This window comes from Candidatus Moraniibacteriota bacterium, assembly GCA_035390125.1.
Taxonomy (GTDB): Bacteria; Patescibacteriota; Minisyncoccia; order Moranbacterales; family GWC2-37-73; genus DAOOTD01.
Genome location: DAOOTD010000001.1, coordinates 256,849 through 271,538, shown reverse-complemented (window position 1 = coordinate 271,538; position 14,690 = coordinate 256,849). Strand labels below are relative to the sequence as shown.

Annotated in this window: 15 protein-coding genes and 1 tRNA gene; all 16 read left to right on the top strand. The window is 36.1% G+C overall.

Features of this window, described 5'->3' with window-relative positions:
- The first annotated feature begins 90 nt into the window (after positions 1-90).
- Positions 91-1,281, top strand: a complete 1,191-nt coding sequence (locus PLR68_01365) for a glycosyltransferase (GenBank protein HOW60392.1) — start codon at positions 91-93, stop codon at positions 1,279-1,281.
- 19 nt (positions 1,282-1,300) lie between these two features.
- Entirely contained in the window at positions 1,301-1,426 is a 126-nt protein-coding gene (locus PLR68_01360; GenBank protein HOW60391.1) for a desulfoferrodoxin FeS4 iron-binding domain-containing protein, read from the top strand.
- A 305-nt stretch (positions 1,427-1,731) separates the two neighbouring features.
- Positions 1,732-2,166, top strand: coding sequence for a division/cell wall cluster transcriptional repressor MraZ (gene mraZ, locus PLR68_01355; protein HOW60390.1), 435 nt, complete (start codon positions 1,732-1,734; stop codon positions 2,164-2,166).
- Positions 2,167-2,168: 2 nt separating this feature from the next.
- Positions 2,169-3,095 (top strand): 16S rRNA (cytosine(1402)-N(4))-methyltransferase RsmH, encoded by a 927-nt coding sequence (rsmH, locus tag PLR68_01350; GenBank protein HOW60389.1) that lies wholly within the window; start codon positions 2,169-2,171, stop codon positions 3,093-3,095.
- 32 nt (positions 3,096-3,127) lie between these two features.
- Positions 3,128-3,541, top strand: a complete 414-nt coding sequence (locus PLR68_01345) for a hypothetical protein (GenBank protein HOW60388.1) — start codon at positions 3,128-3,130, stop codon at positions 3,539-3,541.
- On the top strand, positions 3,510-5,465 hold the full coding sequence (locus PLR68_01340) for a penicillin-binding protein 2 (GenBank protein HOW60387.1): 1,956 nt from the start codon (positions 3,510-3,512) through the stop codon (positions 5,463-5,465). The genes PLR68_01345 and PLR68_01340 overlap by 32 nt, the downstream gene beginning before the upstream one ends.
- Before the next feature lie 8 nt (positions 5,466-5,473).
- Entirely contained in the window at positions 5,474-6,769 is a 1,296-nt protein-coding gene (gene murF, locus PLR68_01335) for a UDP-N-acetylmuramoyl-tripeptide--D-alanyl-D-alanine ligase (GenBank protein HOW60386.1), read from the top strand.
- Between the two features lie 97 nt (positions 6,770-6,866).
- Positions 6,867-6,938: transfer RNA gene (locus tag PLR68_01330), tRNA-Glu, on the top strand.
- 141 nt (positions 6,939-7,079) lie between these two features.
- A complete protein-coding gene (locus tag PLR68_01325) occupies positions 7,080-7,340 on the top strand; it encodes a hypothetical protein (GenBank protein HOW60385.1) in 261 nt (86 codons plus the stop codon).
- A gap of 179 nt (positions 7,341-7,519) precedes the next feature.
- Positions 7,520-8,191 carry an NfeD family protein gene (locus PLR68_01320; protein HOW60384.1) on the top strand — a complete coding sequence of 224 codons (672 nt, stop codon included), beginning with the start codon at positions 7,520-7,522 and terminating at the stop codon, positions 8,189-8,191.
- A gap of 52 nt (positions 8,192-8,243) precedes the next feature.
- Positions 8,244-9,836: an SPFH domain-containing protein gene (locus PLR68_01315; GenBank protein ID HOW60383.1), complete on the top strand. Its 1,593-nt coding sequence runs from the start codon at positions 8,244-8,246 to the stop codon at positions 9,834-9,836.
- Positions 9,837-9,931: 95 nt separating this feature from the next.
- Entirely contained in the window at positions 9,932-10,591 is a 660-nt protein-coding gene (locus PLR68_01310) for a hypothetical protein (GenBank protein ID HOW60382.1), read from the top strand.
- A gap of 195 nt (positions 10,592-10,786) precedes the next feature.
- Positions 10,787-12,046, top strand: coding sequence for a hypothetical protein (locus PLR68_01305; GenBank protein ID HOW60381.1), 1,260 nt, complete (start codon positions 10,787-10,789; stop codon positions 12,044-12,046).
- Between the two features lie 159 nt (positions 12,047-12,205).
- The gene (locus PLR68_01300) at positions 12,206-12,805 is read left to right on the top strand and encodes a hypothetical protein (GenBank protein HOW60380.1); all 600 of its coding nucleotides are present in this window, start codon (positions 12,206-12,208) and stop codon (positions 12,803-12,805) included.
- Positions 12,806-12,933: 128 nt separating this feature from the next.
- Positions 12,934-13,491 carry a hypothetical protein gene (locus PLR68_01295; GenBank protein ID HOW60379.1) on the top strand — a complete coding sequence of 186 codons (558 nt, stop codon included), beginning with the start codon at positions 12,934-12,936 and terminating at the stop codon, positions 13,489-13,491.
- Between the two features lie 124 nt (positions 13,492-13,615).
- Positions 13,616-14,686 (top strand): polyprenyl synthetase family protein, encoded by a 1,071-nt coding sequence (locus tag PLR68_01290; protein HOW60378.1) that lies wholly within the window; start codon positions 13,616-13,618, stop codon positions 14,684-14,686.
- Positions 14,687-14,690: the final 4 nt, after the last annotated feature.

Here is a 14,690-nt window from a genome sequence, read left to right as displayed (position 1 = left end):
TTTTTAAGGTAAAATTGAATCATTCCAAAAGTTTAAAGGTAGCCTTGAAATTGCAAGGCGATTCCTGTAATTTATAAAGGAATAAATCTTATGCTTAAAAGGTATTTAGGAAAAATAAGAGCCATTTTCGGGCAAGAAGGGTTTTTTTATGGGCTGAAAAAGATTATAAAGGTTTTCTTTTCAATGTTGCATCCTGCTGGATCAGGCGACGTATTGTTCATTTCCAGCGGAATAGTGGGGGATAGCTCACGTTATCGCGTGCTTAATGTAGCAGAGGAATTGAGTCTACATGGGCTTAAATGCTCTTCTGTTGTCCAGGAACATCCAATGCTGATGTCCTGTGCGGACAAGTTCAACATTTTTGTTTTTCACAAGGTTTCCTATATTCCGCAAATCCAAAAATTTATAAAGAAGCTTAAGAAAGAAAATAAGGAAATTATTTTTGAAACTGATGATCTGCTTTTTGATCCCGGATATATCAAACAGCAGGACTTTTTCAAAAATGCCAATGAATTTGAAAAGAAATTTTTTGAAAATGGAATAGGCGGAGAAATACTTAGAGATCCTTATGTTAAAGTTTGTACAACCTCAACTGTTTTTCTGGCGGAAAAAATAAAAGAATATGGCAAAAAAGTTTTTGTTGTTTCCAATAAGCTTTCTGAAAAAGATATTGAAATAGCTGCTGGAATCCTTGAAGCTAAAAAGCTAACTAAGCTAAAGGCTAACGAAGCTGTTAGGATAGGTTATTTCAGCGGAACATCCAGCCATAATAAAGATTTCGCAACTATCACTGGGCCATTGATACAGATCATGGAAAAATATGAAAATGTCGAATTATTTTTAGCAGGGCCGCTGGATATAGAGAATGGGCTTAATAAATTTTCCAGTAGGACAATAAGGCTGTCTTTTGTTCCTAGAGAAAAACATTTTGCCAATATTGCCAATGTGGATATTAATTTAGCGCCACTGGAAATCGGGAATCCGTTTTGCGAAGCTCGTTCAGAACTGAAATTTTTTGAAGCTGGAATAATGAAAATTCCAACTATAGCAGCAGCAACTCAGACTTTCAGAGAAGCAATTAAGGATGGAATTGATGGCTTTGTTGCGAGTGGAGAAAAAGAATGGTTTGAAAAAATAGAGAGGCTTGTTATTGATGAAAATTTAAGGAAAGAAATTGGCGAAAGAGCTTGTAAAAAAGCGATTGAAAAATATTCAATAAAAAACAGCAATAACGAAGAATATTATTCATATCTGAAAAATAAAAATAAATCGTACAAATAATTTTTTAAAAAATAATATTATGGCAGTCGAAAAAATAGGCGAAATATATCGCTGCGAAATTTGCGGAAATGAAGTTGAAGTTATCACTGTTGGTGGCGGTGTTTTGGTCTGCTGTGGTAAAGAAATGAAAGAAATAGAAGAATAGATTTTTTATAGAAAAAAACTGTGGATAACTTTTTAAAAATGGCTTATTAAAGCCATTTTTTTATTGTTAAAAAAGTGTTGACGTATGTAGATTGGTGGAGTAAAATTACATCATAATGTAGTAAAGTGGAATAAAGTGGTGAATACGATGTAATACATGTTGCGATTAAAAACTACAAATACGCAAACAAATATTGTATCTGTAGAAATCGCATCCCCATATTATTACAATAAAAAAATAATTGCTATAAAGGGGTAGTTATGATTTTGTGCTCCCAAAAATAAATCGGTATTTTGAATAACAATATGTTTATCGGAGAGTATCAACACAGCATAGATCCAAAAAAGCGCTTAGCGCTTCCTTCAAAATTCAGAAAAGAATTGGGAGGCAAGGTTGTAATCACTCGCGGTTTAGACAAATGCCTATTTGTGTATCCAGCTAAAGTATGGAAAGATTTAGCGGAAAAATTAGGGACATTGCCAATGGGCGAATCAACTACCAGAAGTTTTGTGCGTTTAATGCTGGCTGGCGCAATTGAAAGTGACATAGACAGCCAAGGCAGAGTATTACTGCCGGAATATCTTAAAGAATATGCAGGGCTTGGACGCTCAGTTACGATTGCGGGACTTTTCAATAGATTGGAAATTTGGGATGAAAAGAAGTGGAAGATATATAAAACAGGCGCCGAAAAAAATACCGATGAAATCGCAGAACAGCTTGGCAAACTGGGAATCTACTAAATATGCCTATTCATAAGACAGTTTTATTGAAAGAAGCAATAGAAGCCCTCAATTTAAAACCAGGAATGATTGTAGTTGACGCAACATTAGGAGGAGGAGGACATAGTTTTAAAATTATTGAGAAAATAGGAGATAGCGGAATATTGATTGCAATAGATCAGGATATCCAGGCGATAAAAAGGTTTGCCGAAATAAAAGAATCGAAAAATATATACCTGGTAAATGACAATTTTGCGAATTTAAAAAATATTTTAGCTAATTTAAAAATAGAAAAAGTCGATGCAATTCTGGCAGATTTGGGAATTTCATCTGATCAACTGGAAGATGCGAAGCGCGGAATAAGTTTCCGAAACGATTCAGCCCTCGATATGCGTATGGATATGACTAAGGGAATTACAGCAGCCGAAATTCTGAATACTTACACAGAAAAAGAACTGGAAAAAATACTCAAGTATTTAGCCGATGAAAAATATGCCCGTTCAATTGCCAGAAATATTGTTATTAGGCGCAGAGAAAAACCGCTAAACTGGACATCAGAACTTGTCGAAATAATAGGGCATTCGGTTCCTGATATATATAAACGGAAGAAAATACATTATGCAACAAAAACATTTCAAGCGCTAAGGATAGAAGTGAATCGTGAGTTGGAATCTCTTGATTCGTTTCTTTCCCAGGCAATAGAAGTGCTAAAGCCACAAGGAAGGCTTGCAATAATCACCTTTCACTCTGGTGAGGATTCATTGGTAAAATATGCTTTCAGGGAAAATGCTAGGGGATGCATTTGCCCGCCGGAATTTCCGGTATGCCAATGCCATATCAATCCAATTGCCAGGTTAGTCAATCATAGGCCTATTGCACCAAGCTATAGCGAGATTAAAATCAATAATCGCGCTCGCAGTGCAAAACTAAGAGTGATAGAAAAAATTTAATCCATTTATTTCTCTGGGGGGATCCATGAGAAATGATCAATAGAACTGTTGTCATAAGGAAAAAACCCTTAAATTGGCAACCAAAAATAAAAAGAAAAATACAAACAAATTGGCAGCCTATTGAGGCGCTAAAATCACACACAGCGGGATTTATAAACCCAGTGTTTATTGTTTTTGCATGTGCTGTATTTTCAGGATTATTCTATGTTTATTCTATAAATCAGACGGCTGTCAAAGGCATTGAAATACGCAAAGTGGAAAAAGAAATTGCTGAGCAGGAGAAAATTAAAGAATCTCTAAGAATAAAAGAGGCCGAATTGAAATCATTGTATCGTATCGAAGAAGAATCCAAGAGTGCTGGCATGATTAATGTCTCGAGTGTAAAATATCTCGAAGAAAATTCTTCAGTTGCCTATGGCAATGATTCAAAGGGCAGTAAAAATTGAGAAGCTTAGATTATTTTTGGACTCGATGGCTATGAATAAGACAAAAACAATAAAACAAAAAATGCCGTATGCTGATTGTGGAGAAAATAATTGGAGAATATATTGTTTAATTTTTTTTATCTTTTTTACAGCTTTTTGCATTTTAGCAAAATTGTTTGTTCTTCAGGTGAATAGGCATTCTACCTATTTAGAATTGGCTGAAAACCAGCATAAAAGTACTACTAAACTTTTAGCTAAGCGCGGAGAGGTTTTTTTACAAGATGAGAATCAGCTTTATCCAATAGCTGTAAATCAAGAGCTTCAAATGGCTTATGCAGTTCCTAAAGAAATTGAAAATGTGAATGAAGCAAGTGAAAAATTATCTGATATTTTAGGATTAGATAAAGATTTTATAAAAGATAAATTAAGCAGTGATCCTAATGATATGTTTGAAATACTCAAACATAAACTTTCTGATGATGAAGTTAGAAAAATACAAGAGGCGAAGATAGCCGGGGTATATTTTTTGGGAGAGAGCTTTAGATATTATCCGGCTAAAGAACTGGCTGCCCAAGTTATTGGGTTTGTCGGATCAGATGGTGAACAGCAACGCGGAATGTATGGGCTTGAAGCTTATTGGGAAAAGAAACTTTGCGGAGAGTCAGGCTCACTTTCGCAGGAAAGCGATTCACGTGGAAGGTGGATACCTATGAGTGAACGAAAACTGCAGGAGAAAAAAGATGGTCCTGATCTTATTTTAACCATAAATCATACCGTTCAATTTGAAGTGGAAAAAATATTAAAGGAAGCAGTTGAAGGTTTTAGGGCAGATAGCGGGACTATTATAGTTATGGATCCTAAAACTGGAAAGATATTGGCTATGGCAAACCAACCAAGTTTTAATCCCAATGAATTCTCAAAGACAGAAGATATTTCCAGATTCGTCAACTCTGCTGTCAGTCAACCATATGAATCAGGCTCAGTTTTCAAAGCCTTTACTGTAGCAACAGGAATAGATAGCGGAAAAATTAATCCAGATACTACTTATACAGATACAGGAGTTGTTAAAGAAGCAGGGTATAGTATACATAATTCTGACATGAAAGCTAATGGAGTGCAGACAATGACTCAAGTTTTAGAAAAATCACTGAATACAGGAGTAATATATATTGAAAAATTAGTTGGCAATAAGAAATTTGCTGATTATATACAAAGGTTTGGATTTGGGGAAAAAAGTGGCATAGAATTGCCTGGAGAAGTTCCTGGAAATATAAAAAATCTAAATAATCCAAAAATAACCATTAACTTTTTTACTGCATCTTTCGGGCAGGGTATTTCTGTAACTCCTTTGCAACTAATTTCCGGGTACGCCGTATTTGCCAATAAGGGTGTTCTAATGAAACCGCAGATTGTTGATAGGTTACGCTATAGCGACGGGCATGAAGAAGAAATTAAGCCTGAAGAGGTAAGGCAAGTTATTTCAGAAAGTACGGCTGAGCAGATATCAAAAATGCTCAGAAGCGTTGTGGTTGAAGGCCACGGAAAACGTGCCGATGTTCCAGGTTATCTTGTGGGAGGGAAGACGGGAACAGCCCAGATTGCAAAATCTGGTTCAAAAGGATATGAAGAAGGTATGAACATAGGTTCTTTTGCTGGATATGCACCTATAGATGATCCTAAATTTGTTGTTTTAGTAAAAATTGTAAATCCCAGAGATGTACAATGGGCAGAATCTTCAGCTGCACCAGCATTTGGACAGGTTATGAAGTTTTTGCTTAAATATTACAAAGTATCGCCTACAGAAAATCCAGAATCAAGTCCACTAGCAAAAATGGCGCCAATACAATGGCCACCAAATCAGGTAGTTTCACAGCCAGTAAACCAGGCAACTGAAAAAAATGACAAGAAAGAATCAAGAGAAAAAGTTATTACATCAAGCGATTAAATTTTATTATGAAGTCAAAGAAGCTAATATTTTTAGAAAAAATACTGCGTCTCATGGCTATTGCCGTTCTTAAGCGTCATAAGCCTAAAATTGTGGCTATTACTGGATCAGTTGGAAAAACTTCTTCTAGAGAAGCTATTTTTACGGTGCTTTCCTATAGATATAATGTACGTGAAAATCAGAAAAATTATAATAATGAAATTGGAATTCCATTAACAATTATTGGAGCCGAAAGCGGCAATAAAAATATTTTCAAATGGATATGGGTATTTTTTAAATGGATTTTCATATTGGTGTTTCCATTTTATCCGGAAATTTTAGTGTTTGAACTCGGAGTCGATCGCCCAGATGACATGAAATATTTCATGTCATTCATACATCCTATGGTAGGAGTTGTTACAAACGTTTCTTTGAGCCATATTGAGTTTTTTAATACAGTTGAAAACATTGCTAAAGAAAAAAGAATACTTATTGAATCATTAAACCCTGATGGATATGCAATTTTAAATACCGATGAAGAACTTGTTATGGAAATGGCCAATCGAACCAAGGCACATGTTCTAACGTATGGTTTAAATGAAAACGCCACTGTCAATGGATCTAATCTGATTTATAATTATGAAAACGAGAGTCCTGAAGGCATAAGCTTCAAGCTCAATTATGACGGTAAAAACATTCCTATCCGCCTTAAAAATCTTTTAGCATCACATTATGTATATCCGGCTTTAGCAGCAGTGAGTGTCGGAATAATATTTAAAATGAATTTAGTTGATATTGCACAGGCTATAGAATCTTTTCGTGCTCCTTTAGGTAGGCTCAATCTTCTTCCAGGCATAAAAGGCAGCTACATAATTGATGATACGTATAACGCTTCACCCATTTCTACAATTGCGGCGCTGGGAGTTCTTGGCCAGCTTAGAGCCAAAAGAAAAATAGCTGTTCTTGGGGATATGTTAGAACTTGGTGATCAAACAGAATCAGGCCATAAGGAAGTTGGCAAAAAAATATTTTCAGAAAACATAGATGCTTTTATAGCTGTTGGTAATAGAATGCAGCACACAGTCGGCCAATTGATTACGCTAGGATTTCCTGAGCAAAATATTTTGCGGTTTGATGATCCGGAAAAAGCTGCCGAAAAAATATCCCAGTTTATAAAAGAAGGAGACTTTGTCCTAGTTAAAGGTTCGCAAGGGATGAGGATGGAGAAAATAGTTGAAAAGATAATAGCTGATCCTACTCAAGCCAAAAAACTTCTTTGTAGACAGAACAAGGAATGGAAAAAGAAACCATTTGTAAGGCTGTAGAAATTTTTATAAATTATTTTACATTCTCAGAAGCCAGAGAATAGCTTGTTTCTGTTGCTTAATTTGAAAAGATTGGTATTATAAAATTCATGCAAATGCCACCATCGTCTAGCGGCTAGGACGCCAGGTTCTCATCCTGGTAACCGGGGTTCGATTCCCCGTGGTGGTACGCGATAAAAATAAGGCTTGCTTGAGCCTTATTTTTTTATACCTTAGGGGAGTAGTTGGAACCAATTTATATTTTTTATAATCTTGCGCGTTTGTTGTTAGGTGTTAGAATAAAGATATAAATATTAAATAATCAAAAAATATGTCTGAAATGTTTAAACCGAAGCAATTTGATTCTTTCGAAAAAGTTCCCGACGATCAAAAGAAGAATTTCAAAAAAGAAGAAGACGGCAGTTTTGTTTATAAAGAAGCGGCCAAATCATTCTCCGCCGCGAAAGCTGCAACCAAAATAATAAACATATTTGCTAAACAAAAAATTACTCCAGCGGAGGCTCTTCATGTGAGAGCAAATAAAATGAATGCAGAGAGGGAAAAAGACAAATCTTCCACAAGGCAAGGCTAACCCCTTGCCTTATTTATTTCTCTAGCCTTTAATAAATCTTCAATAATAAAAGGGTTGATACCTTTCTTAAGTTTATCCCATTTAACCAATTCTCTCATGATTTGGTTCCAACCAGTGAGTGCGAAGTGTACGCGATAAAAATAAGGCTTGCTTGAGCCTTATTTTTTATTGCAAAGAAAATGATAATAAAATACTTTCACCACTTGACAAAATTATATTTATCTGCTATACAAGAAGGTTGCAATAATTTTTGCAATAGCGTTGTTTTACAATTAAATTTTTACAAACAAAATACAACGAATAAAGAGAAAAAGAAAGGAGGGTTTTTTATGTTGATTTTTGTTGCAATTGCGTTGTCAGGATTATTACTTACCATTGGATCCCACATTTTCGGTGACCATGATATGGATCATGATCATGACGTAAGTCATGATGCCGGCGGAAGTGGCGAATCAACGGTCAGTATTTTTTCCATGAAGGTGATATCGACATTCATAATGACCTTTGGTGCCGCAGGTGCGGTAGCTCGTTACTATGATTTGTCGTATCCAAATGCATCTTTTGTCGGCGCAAGCTCAGGAGTTTTTTTTGCTATCGTAATGTGGCTTGTTTATAAAGCAATTTACAAACAGCAAGGCTCATCGGTAGTTAATACTTCTGACGCGGTAGGATTAACAGCTACGGTTGTTACGCCTATTGATCAAGGCGCCATCGGAGAAGTAGGAATGACCATGAATGGACGTTACTGTACGTTTATGGCCTGTTCCAATGACGGTAAACCGATAGATAAAGACAAAACAGTTATCGTTGAAAAGGTTGTTGGCGGAAAACTTACAGTGAAAACTGTATAATAAGTAGCATAAACCCAAATTATAAAATCAAACGAAAGAGAGGAAAGAATTCATGGAAATTTTATCAAGTATTGTAAGTAAGGCGTTTGTTCCGGGCATGATTTTGTTGGTTGTTGTGGGTATCATACTTGCTCTTAAGTACATCGCAAGCAGATACAAAAAAATTCCGCCAAATGCAGTCGGTGTTTTTTATGGAAGACAATATACATATACCGGTCCCGCTCCTGAAAACAAAAAATATTCACTCGGATTTAAGGTAGTATGTGGCGGCGGCAAGGTACAAATCCCATTCGTAGAAAATTACCAGGAAATGTCGACATCCGCCTTTCAGGTGGAAATAAACGAATCATCTATTCCCAATAAAGATAACGTAAAAGTTGAAGTCAGAGGTGTGGCAACCTGCAAGTTATCGACTGAGTTCGAAGACTTGGTCAATGCTGCACAAGCATTTCTGGGAAAATCTGAAGAAGAAATCAACAAATTTATCCAAAACATCCTGAAAGGTCATTTGCGGTCAATTATCGGTAAACTGGATATCCAGGAATTACTGAGACGGCGTGACGAATTCAATAAGAAAGTTCTGGAAGAATCCGGCGCCGAATTAAAGCTTCTTGGCGTGCGCATCATCACTTTGGTTATCCAGGATATCAATGACCAGTACGGATACATTGATTCGCTGGGCAAACAGACAGTGGCCGAAGCTAAACGTGATGCAGACATTAAAGTTGCTGAGGCGCAAAGAGAATCAACAATTAAAGTCTCTGATGCCGAACGTGATGCGTCGATAGTTACTGCTGAAAATGCAGCCAAGGTCGCGGAAGCAAATAAGAACCGCGATGTAAAAATTGCCGATATGAAAGTCATTACTGAAACTGCAAATGCCAAAGCAGAGATGGCAAAAAATATTGAATTGGCTGATCAGTCAAAAGTTCTCAAAGTCAAGGAAGCTGAACGTGATGCGGCAGAAAAAGAAGCCCAGACGCATGTGCAGGAAAAAGAAGTTATAAGGGTAGGGAAAGAACTCGAAGCCACCGTTGTTATGCCGGCCGAAGCAGCCAAGAAGAAAAAACTTATTGACGCTGATGCAAATAAGCAAGCCACAATTACGGAAGCGGAAGGCGAGTCCAAAAAAGTTCAAATCAAAGCTGAAGCTGATAAGGTTTCACAAACAATGGAAGGCGAAGGTGAAGCCAATAAGATCAGAGCTACTTTGATGGCATCGGCGGAAGGCGAAGCGGCCAAGGTGGAAAAGAAACTTACCGCTGAAGCTACTGGTACCAAGGCCATGGCTGAAGCATTGGCTCAAATGAATGATGCCTCGCGTCTGATTATTATCCTCGACCGCTTGCCGGCCCTGGTAGACAAAGGTGGAGAAGCACTGGCCAAAGTCGGAGAATCGATTTTCAAGAGCGTGGCCTTACCTTTTGGCAGCATCGACAACATCAAAATCGTTGATATGGGCGGAAAAGGTGAAGGTCTTCAGACCATGGGAAGCATAGTTCCTCAGACAGTAGCCAATGTTGTCAGAATTTTGAAAACCCAAGGTATTGACCTGGAAGATCTGTTCAAAAAAGCCGGCGTAAACATTGGTGAAGCATTATCAATGGTTGCCGACAAAAATGCAGGATCTGAAGAAAAAAAGTGAAAAATCATAACGCTCGATAGGGCGTGATGATGAAATTTGTGCACGGGGGCGAATCTGTTCCCGTGCACTTTACTATCAAGAAATAGGAGGGTTAAATGGATAAAAATCAAAAAGGGAAAAGTGGTATCTCATTAGAAAAAAAGCCAATACCTTTCCCCGATAGGAAAGAAAATAACCGGCAACAGGCAAACAATAAAGCATTAGAAAGCGGAATCAATGGTGATTCAAATTTGTCCGGTAAGGGTAGGAATGAAGAACAAATGCAGTCAGTGGTCAAGGAATATGACTTAAACATAAGTCATCCGGAAGCAATCGTAATTCATTGTAATGATCCGCGTTTCCAAAACGCCTTTGATCAATTTATCCACAATGAATTGGGATTGGCATCAGGACAATATATTCCGGTAGTCATACCTGGTGCGGCCGCTTCATTTTCCGAACGCGAAACTTTCCCCAAAGAGTTTAAGGTAGTAAGTGATATAATCAGTCTGTTTTTAAGTAAACATGACTCGATTAAGCTTATTGTCCTTATAAACCATGAGGATTGCAAAAAGTACGAGAGCATGAAAGATATTATAGGAAATCAATTCCTGCGCGTAGCCGGAAATATGGTAAATCGGCACAAGATTGATTTGGGTAAGGTGGCGAAAACCTTACTCAGTCTGACCAAAGGCACCGTGAATGTTCGTCTTTTTTATGCTAAATTCGCTAACGCTGAACACACCAAGGCAGTGTTTGAAGAAGTGTCGGCATAGGGAATTCAAGTAAACTAAAAATTATTAGGCAGGGTCTTGTAGAAAACTACAGGACCCTTTTTCTTTATTTAGATACGTTATATATGAACAATTTATGGACAATTGACAAATAAATAATAATTTGATACAGTAAATTGTTCAAAAGTTATTTTACAAGCTAAAAAATAAACCATTTAAAGGAGGCAGGATATAGATATGTTAAAAGCATTAATAAGATTATTGGAGCGGCTGGACAACTGGTGGGAGAATCTTTTTGTTGATGAACCAATCTCAAAAACGATTACAAAAAATCCGATTTCATCATCCAAATCAAATGAGCCAATATCAGAATATGGGTTCAAGGATATTCTGGCTAACATTCAGGATCTTGAAGAACTTAGTCGGCAAAACGATAAATGTCCCCAGCAATTTAAGTTTCTTATCGGTGTTCGCCTAAAAGAACTTCTTTCAGTTATCAATGATATTGAACAGGTGAAAGAGGCCAACAGCATGAATTTTGATAATTTTCAGGATATCATTATTGCTCGATATGAAGACCTTTTCCCCCGATTTCTACAAGAAGCCTCTCTGGAAGAGCTGGAAGACGAGTTTGGAAATGGTCTTAATCCAGGTAGATTTAATGAACTTATTAAAGAATTTTATGGACGACTTTTGAAAGAAGTTTCTTTGGAAGAACTGGAAGATAGATATGAAAATTGTCCTGAAGAATTTGACGAAGCCATTACTTCTAGGTATAAGGAACTTTTTCCGCAATTTCTGAAAGAAGCTTCTCTTGAAGAGCTGGAAGAGAAATACGGAAATTGTCTTGGCCAGGATCAATTCGATGAACTTATCAAGCAGCGCTACGGAGAACTTTTGGATGCTATCACTTCGTTTGAAGAACTTGAAGAACGACGTGGAAATTGTCCTGATGCTTTCAATGATCTTTTCCAGGGGCCGTATCAGAAATTATTATATACGGTTGAATCAATTGAAGATCTCGAAAGACATTTCAATGACTGTCCGGAAGAATTCGAAGATTTCTATTTTGATCCATACGACAAATTGTTGAGTAAAATCGAGTCCTTTGAACAGCTGGATAATCTTCATGAAGAATGTGAAGAACATTTTGTGCCATTGTATGCTCATTATGCTCTCCAGTTGATCAAAAAAGAAACATCACTGAAAAAACTTCAAGATTTATTTGACAATTGTGACGAAACATTCAATGGGCTTATCGGAAACCAATACAGTAATGTTTTAAAGACGATTATATCCATTGATGAGTTAAGTGATCGTTTTAATGATTGTCCGGAAGATTTCAAAGGCATGGTGCTGGCTCATTGCCGTGAAATAATGCCATCAATCATGAAAAATATTCCTCCTGAAATAATTAAAAAATTCCACAAAGATCTGAATAGCGAATTCAGAATGATAGCATTAGTCTGCTACAAAAATATAAATGTACAACAGTAATAAGCCGCAAATGTACAAAAGAAAACTTTCTGTAAATCAGAACATGAGCCCTATTGAGCAATCAATAGGGCTTTATCTTATTAAAATAATTTATTGCCAAATATGTATTATAATGTATATTTTAGGAGAATATAAAAATAATCATATCTATTACAATATATGCGAAATGGTATTTTCAGATATTCTTTGATTACTTCATGTGTTTTTGCAGGATTTTTAGTGTCTGATGTTTCATTCGCTGAGGAAAATTTTATTGAAGGCGTCAAAACAGTGACGACATTAAATCAGGCCGAGAAATATTTTCAGGAGGTTATTATTGGAGAAAAAACAGTAAAAAATGAAACAGTAAATATGTATTCTGTTCCTTATATAACATATGGCAATAATCCAAAGAAGTATAATATTATACATAAAAGTGATGATAAGATACTGTTTAATAAAAAACCGGATAGAATCATAGAATTAAGAGAGGCTATTGAAAAAGAAAATTCTGCAAGAAAATTATCCCAAAATGCCAATCATCAATCAATAAATTCTGCTCCCAAAAATAATAGGTCAGATTATATTAAAAAAGGTACCCATTGTCCCGCTGAAAAAGACAAGCCGGGATGGAGCTCAAGAAAAAATAAGAATCACATGGACGAAGACTGCTGTGCTGATTATGATGAATGGCCAAAACCAGGGTGTGCTTATACTTCAGCAGATTTTAAAATTATGCTTGATGGGCCGACTAAGGGACACATAAAAAATAAGCACTAAATTTTTTATTTGACTATATAAAGAAAATTATAATAATACTAGTCGGTGGTTGACTTTTTTTGTGTTTTATGTATAATCAGAAGATTGGGTTAAAAACCTAAATATACAAGATATAAAGGAGGTGTACTTTGAAAGGAGATAATAAAAAAGGAATAATAGCTAAGGCTTTAGAAGGAAATTTTCTCTTAGAAGTTTTTAAAATACTTAAAAGTGGAGATTTCGTAGATGTTAAATTTCATCCAGAAGAGGGGGATGTCCAGCTTGGAATATTAAGTGATTATGAAAAGGCTTTATTAACTTACATGACAAAAATTTCAGATGAAGCGGAGAAAATTTTAAAATCTCTTGAAAATTATCAAGGAGATTCATGGAGGTTAAAAGCAAGGATAAAAGAAATAGAAACAAAGATGGAGACGGTTATTTTGGTAAAGTCAATTCTCTGGAATTCATTCAGGACAAGAACCGGATTCTGGGAAAAAGGGACTAAAATTATTCTCAGAAGTGGTTTCAGAATTTTCAAGATGGCAGAAAATGGGGGCGCAGAATGCGATTGTGCTAAATGCCAGATAGAGAAAGCCTTGTCGGGTGGATCATTTGCAATTATTGAAATAGTTGGGTCGGAAGGAGAAAGGTCTGAGGAAATGGCTCACATTTCATCAGAAACGCCCAGTAAATACAAGCATTAAAAAATGCATTATACCATGAAAAAGAGCAGGGTTATCTGAATAGATTTAATTCCTGCTTTTTTATTTATTATTGACTTGCTTTTCGATAATTGGGATAATAGGAAAGTGAAAATAAAAAAGTTTTATGAACTTTAAAGAAACTTTAATAAAACTGAAAAAAGAAATAGACGATGAATTAAAACTTCAATTTAATGGTCTTATTAAAAATGTGCGGAAAGAGGATGTGCTTATCGCTGAAGCCCTAGAACAAATTAAAAAAATAACTTTAGCCGGAGGAAAGAGAATCCGCGGAGCGCTTTTGTGCCAGGCTTATTTTGGGGCAGGCGGTAAAAATAAGAAAAGAATAATAAAAACTGCTGCAGCTGCAGAATTATTGCACATGTTTTTTCTTGTCCATGACGATATCATGGATAAGGGACTATTGCGGCACGGAGAAAAAACTTTGCAAACTTTCTTTGCTGGCAAAAAGCAAAAAAATATGCCCGCAGAAGAAGCACAGCATTTTGGAAATTCAATCGCCATTATTGCCGGTGACATGCTTTATGCAATGGCCAACAAAATAATTTTAGAAGCTGGATTTGACATTAAGACAACATTACAATCTTTGATAAAAATGCAGAAAATAGTAGAAACTACAATAGTTGGGCAATCACAGGATGTTAAAATTGCACAGGGGAAAAAAGCTACCGAAAAAGAAGTTTTAGCTATGTATGCCAATAAAACAGCTCGCTATACTTTTGAAAATCCCTTATGTATGGGTGTAATATTAGCTGGCAAAAATAATAAGAAATTAATGCAGTGTTTGAGTCGATATGCCATTAATGTAGGAATTGCTTTTCAGATTCAGGATGACATTCTGGGAGTTTTTGGAAATAAGAAAAAAACAGGTAAATTATCCGTATCAGATATAGAAGAAGGAAAAAAATCTATCATGGTTATCAGGGCTTATAAGTGGTTAAATATCAGGCAAAAAAAGCAGTTGGACTTTATTTTAGGCAAAAAGGGTATAACCAGTAAAGAAGTTATGGTTTTTCAGGACATCTTGAAAAATACAGGGGCGCTTGAATATGCTCAAGAAATGTCAGCAGGCTATTTGGCAAAAGGAAAAAGGGAAATAAAAAAGATGGCTTTTTTTCCTGAAGCTAAAAATTTTCTGACAGGATTAGTGGAATATTTAGAAAATAGGGAAGCTTAATCAA

Excerpts from the sequence above, each read along its gene's own strand:
- PLR68_01315 (HOW60383.1), top strand. The coding sequence starts at position 8,244 with ATGGAAATTTTATCAAGTATTGTAAGTAAGGCGTTTGTTCCGGGCATG.
- PLR68_01320 (HOW60384.1), top strand. The coding sequence starts at position 7,520 with ATGATAATAAAATACTTTCACCACTTGACAAAATTATATTTATCTGCT.
- PLR68_01345 (HOW60388.1), top strand. The coding sequence starts at position 3,128 with ATGATCAATAGAACTGTTGTCATAAGGAAAAAACCCTTAAATTGGCAA.
- rsmH (HOW60389.1), top strand. The coding sequence starts at position 2,169 with ATGCCTATTCATAAGACAGTTTTATTGAAAGAAGCAATAGAAGCCCTC.
- mraZ (HOW60390.1), top strand. The coding sequence starts at position 1,732 with ATGTTTATCGGAGAGTATCAACACAGCATAGATCCAAAAAAGCGCTTA.
- PLR68_01365 (HOW60392.1), top strand. The coding sequence starts at position 91 with ATGCTTAAAAGGTATTTAGGAAAAATAAGAGCCATTTTCGGGCAAGAA.
- PLR68_01340 (HOW60387.1), top strand. The coding sequence starts at position 3,510 with ATGGCAATGATTCAAAGGGCAGTAAAAATTGAGAAGCTTAGATTATTT.
- PLR68_01325 (HOW60385.1), top strand. The coding sequence starts at position 7,080 with ATGTCTGAAATGTTTAAACCGAAGCAATTTGATTCTTTCGAAAAAGTT.
- PLR68_01290 (HOW60378.1), top strand. The coding sequence starts at position 13,616 with ATGAACTTTAAAGAAACTTTAATAAAACTGAAAAAAGAAATAGACGAT.
- PLR68_01310 (HOW60382.1), top strand. The coding sequence starts at position 9,932 with ATGGATAAAAATCAAAAAGGGAAAAGTGGTATCTCATTAGAAAAAAAG.
- PLR68_01300 (HOW60380.1), top strand. The coding sequence starts at position 12,206 with ATGCGAAATGGTATTTTCAGATATTCTTTGATTACTTCATGTGTTTTT.
- PLR68_01305 (HOW60381.1), top strand. The coding sequence starts at position 10,787 with ATGTTAAAAGCATTAATAAGATTATTGGAGCGGCTGGACAACTGGTGG.
- murF (HOW60386.1), top strand. The coding sequence starts at position 5,474 with ATGAAGTCAAAGAAGCTAATATTTTTAGAAAAAATACTGCGTCTCATG.
- PLR68_01360 (HOW60391.1), top strand. The coding sequence starts at position 1,301 with ATGGCAGTCGAAAAAATAGGCGAAATATATCGCTGCGAAATTTGCGGA.